At 51.1% G+C, this 3,512-nt stretch carries 4 protein-coding genes; all 4 read left to right on the forward strand.

Translation table 11 applies throughout. From position 1 onward, the window contains the following. Positions 1-244: 244 nt before the first annotated feature. The 4 genes from KDK15_RS20165 to radA all read left to right on the forward strand — a co-directional run bounded on the left by KDK15_RS20165 (position 245) and on the right by radA (position 3,376). Positions 245-1,015: a DUF6776 family protein gene (locus KDK15_RS20165; RefSeq protein WP_257297194.1), complete on the forward strand. Its 771-nt coding sequence runs from the start codon at positions 245-247 to the stop codon at positions 1,013-1,015. Further along, positions 987-1,436 carry a polymer-forming cytoskeletal protein gene (locus KDK15_RS20170; protein WP_257297195.1) on the forward strand — a complete coding sequence of 150 codons (450 nt, stop codon included), beginning with the start codon at positions 987-989 and terminating at the stop codon, positions 1,434-1,436. Before KDK15_RS20165 ends, KDK15_RS20170 begins: the two co-directional genes overlap by 29 nt. A gap of 116 nt (positions 1,437-1,552) precedes the next feature. Next, positions 1,553-1,906, forward strand: a complete 354-nt coding sequence (erpA, locus tag KDK15_RS20175; RefSeq protein WP_257297196.1) for an iron-sulfur cluster insertion protein ErpA — start codon at positions 1,553-1,555, stop codon at positions 1,904-1,906. A gap of 96 nt (positions 1,907-2,002) precedes the next feature. Continuing rightward, entirely contained in the window at positions 2,003-3,376 is a 1,374-nt protein-coding gene (gene radA, locus KDK15_RS20180) for a DNA repair protein RadA (protein WP_257297197.1), read from the forward strand. Positions 3,377-3,512: the final 136 nt, after the last annotated feature.

Genomic DNA, 3,512 nt, shown 5'->3' on the forward strand with positions numbered 1-3,512 from the left:
ACCGCAACGAGCGCAACATTCGTTGTTATGATCCAAGGCTCAAGCTGCCTTTATGTTTGTTATGTTTTTTTGGCTTGTGTATAGTCCCGCTGTTAAGTTACTCAGAATAATGCTCATCCTTTTAATTCAGGTGGCCATTATTTCCGGTCAGACAGTGGCTTGATATCAGGCTCTGTTGAAAGAAGATTGCAGGCATTGGCTCTTATGATCAGGGCCCGAGTTATGGTCAAAAAGGTGGGTAGCTTTGCATCCCGACAGCAGCAAACTCAGGGTTATACGCCATGACCCGAAACGAGATCAGTTAATTCGATTTTTTCTATTGGTATTTATTGCTTTGCTGGGTGGTTTTGCCTATTGGTATGGTGGTAACCATGCAGGCCAGAATCTGAACCAGCTTCGGCAACAGAATACCACTCTGGAGAATAAGGCCAGAGTGTTGCTGGAAGAGAACAGAGAGCTCCGGCAGCGGGTGGGCATTCTGGAAAGTGCCAGCAAAATGGATCGTGAAGCGGTCAATAATGTTCGCTTGTTAGTAAAGAAGCTTGAGGAAGAAAAAGAGCTGCTACACAAAGAGCTGACTTTTTTCAAAAGCATCCTCGCTCCGGAAGACATGTCCACCGGTGTGCGGGTGGCGGGCTTCAGTTTACTTCAGGGGAATGAACCCGGTCAGTACCGTCTTCGGCTGGTGATTTCTCAGGTGGCAAGAAGTAACCCGTTTCTGAAAGGAACGTTATCGGTATCCCTGATTGGCGAGAAAGATGGCAAAGCACAGACCATACCCTTGCAGGAGCTGATAGGGTCGGATCAGGTTATTACAGGTTTGGGATTTCGCTACTTTCAGGCTCTGCCCAGTGACAGAGAGTATTTTGACTTCAACATACCGGAAGGCTTTCAGCCGGCAGAGGTCAAGGTTATGGTGCGCATCACCAGCGGAATCAAACAGAGTTTTGAACAAATTTATCAATGGGATAAGGAGCTGTTAGCGGATGTTCGGCAAGAGCAAAACAGCGGGTAACGTCGCGAATAAACATGGCATTATGACGCTTATATCGTCAGAAACAATCATCACCGGCGATATTCACTTTTCCGGTTCCGTGCATATCGAAGGGCGTGTTAAAGGTAATGTTTCAGCAGATCAGGGCATGTTGACCATTGCTCATAATGGGAGTGTGGAAGGTGATGTTCGTGTCCAGCGTGTGGTGGTCGATGGACATGTTCGTGGTAATGTTTTTGCCGAAGAACATCTGGAGCTTGCTTCCCGGGCAGTGATTACCGGTAATGTGTTTTACAACGTCATAGAGATGATCAAAGGATCCCAGGTCAATGGCAGTCTTGAGCATCACTCGAATGGTGTGCCTGCCGGACCTCAGCCTCTGCTGGAGCGTGCTGACAAAGAGATACCCGCCGCTGAAGTGATTGAAGCTTCGGATAGTTGACTGTAACAGTTGGTTACTCCGATAATAGCCGACTGATGAGTAAATGACGGGTCGCTGCCTTAACGGGTTATCAGTGAATGATGGCCATGAGCTAAGACGACGGCACGGGAGGGTCAATGAGCGTAGTAGAAACAGTGATACCTGAGCCAATCAGTGTAACGGAAGCTGCTGCCCGCAGGGTAAGAGAATTGCTGGCAGATGAGACCGAAGAAAATCAAAGGCTCCGGGTATTTGTCACCGGTGGAGGCTGTTCCGGTTTTCAGTACGGCTTCACGTTTGACAGTAATCTTGCTGATGATGACACCCTGATTATTAAAAATGGTGCACCCGTTGTGGTTGATTTTCTGAGTTACCAGTATCTGGTGGGTGCAGAGATTGACTATGAAGAGGGGCTGGAAGGCTCTCGCTTTCTGGTTAAAAACCCGAATGCCAAGTCTACCTGTGGCTGTGGGGCTTCGTTCTCGATATGAACGAATAGCCTGAAACGTTCTGTCGGACTCTTTCCCAAGGTCCCCGTGGGAATGCATACCGAACCTCTACGCAAAGACTTTACGCAAAGACTCTTCATGGCAAAAACAAAATCCCGAAAAACATACGTCTGTACCGAATGTGGCAGCGAAGCCGCGAAATGGCAGGGACAGTGTCCGGATTGTAAAGCCTGGAACACCTATAAAGAAGTCAATCTCGGACCGGCCGCCTCTCCCTCCATTGCCGCCGGTAACAAAGCCGGTTTTGCCGGTACTCTCTCCGAACTGAAAATCCTCAGCGAAGTGGATGTGGAAGAAGCACCTCGCTTCTCCAGCGGCATGACGGAGTTTGACCGGGTGCTCGGTGGCGGTTTTGTTAAAGGCAGTGCGGTGCTGATTGGTGGCCACCCGGGTGCCGGAAAAAGTACCATCCTGCTGCAGGTGCTCTGCCACGTTGCCCAGTCTATGAATGCCCTTTATGTTTCTGGTGAAGAGTCACTGCAGCAGATTGCCGCCCGGGCCCAGCGATTAGGACTCCCCACCAATAACCTGAAAATGCTGGCGGAAACCTCCGCAGAAAATATTGTAGCGGTGGCCGAGCAGGAGAAGCCCGGCATTGTTGTGATCGACTCTATCCAGGTGATGTATATGAACGGAGTGGACTCCGTGCCCGGTGGTGTTGGCCAGGTAAAAGAATCTGCCGCTTTCCTGACCCGTTATGCCAAACAAAGCGGTACGGTATTACTGATTGTCGGCCACGTCACCAAAGACAACTCCCTGGCCGGTCCCATGACTCTATCCCATATCATCGATACCCAGATCATGCTGGGCAATACCGATGATTCCCGCTTCCGGATGATGCGGGCCACCAAAAACCGGTTTGGCCAGGTGAACGAGCTGGGTATTTTTGCCATGACCGAAACCGGCATGAAGGAAGTGAAAAACCCGTCGGCCATTTTCCTGTCCCGAACCCAGGAGGCCACCTCTGGCAGCATTATTTCTGTATTGTGGGAAGGTACCCGGCCTCTGCTGGTTGAGATACAGGGGCTGGTGGTGGAATCCCAACTGGGAAACCCCCGTCGTGTAACCGTTGGTGTGGAACAGAACCGCCTGGCCATGCTGCTGGCCATTCTCACCCGGCACGGTGGTATTTTCACCAGTGACCAGGATGTGTTTCTGAATGTGGTTGGTGGCGTAAAGATCACAGAAACCAGTGCTGATCTGGCCAGTCTGCTGACCGTGGTTTCCAGCCTGCGGGACACACCGCTGCCGCAGGACCTGGTGGCCTTTGGTGAGGTTGGTCTGGCCGGGGAAATCCGTCCGGTGGCCAATGGTCAGGAACGTCTGACCGAAGCCGCCAAGCACGGTTTCAGCCGGGCCATTGTTCCAGCAGCCAATCAACCAAGAAAACCGATTCCCGGTCTTACGGTGATTGCCGTGAAAAAACTCTCTGAGGCATTGGAGGCGATTTAGGATTAACCATCAGTCGGAAGTGAGTTTTGCACAGCCACGGGGTAACTCTGGGAAGCGTAAACAGCGGGTATTAAAGCCGCTGGATTGAGCTCCGAAATTGTCGTTTTGTCGGGGGCTTCATTGTTAGGGAGGTGGG

It is taken from the genome of Endozoicomonas sp. YOMI1 (genome assembly GCF_024606345.1).
Classification (GTDB): domain Bacteria; phylum Pseudomonadota; class Gammaproteobacteria; order Pseudomonadales; family Endozoicomonadaceae; genus Endozoicomonas.

Excerpts from the sequence above, each read along its gene's own strand:
- KDK15_RS20170 (WP_257297195.1), top strand. The coding sequence starts at position 987 with ATGTTCGGCAAGAGCAAAACAGCGGGTAACGTCGCGAATAAACATGGC.
- erpA (WP_257297196.1), top strand. The coding sequence starts at position 1,553 with ATGAGCGTAGTAGAAACAGTGATACCTGAGCCAATCAGTGTAACGGAA.
- radA (WP_257297197.1), top strand. The coding sequence starts at position 2,003 with ATGGCAAAAACAAAATCCCGAAAAACATACGTCTGTACCGAATGTGGC.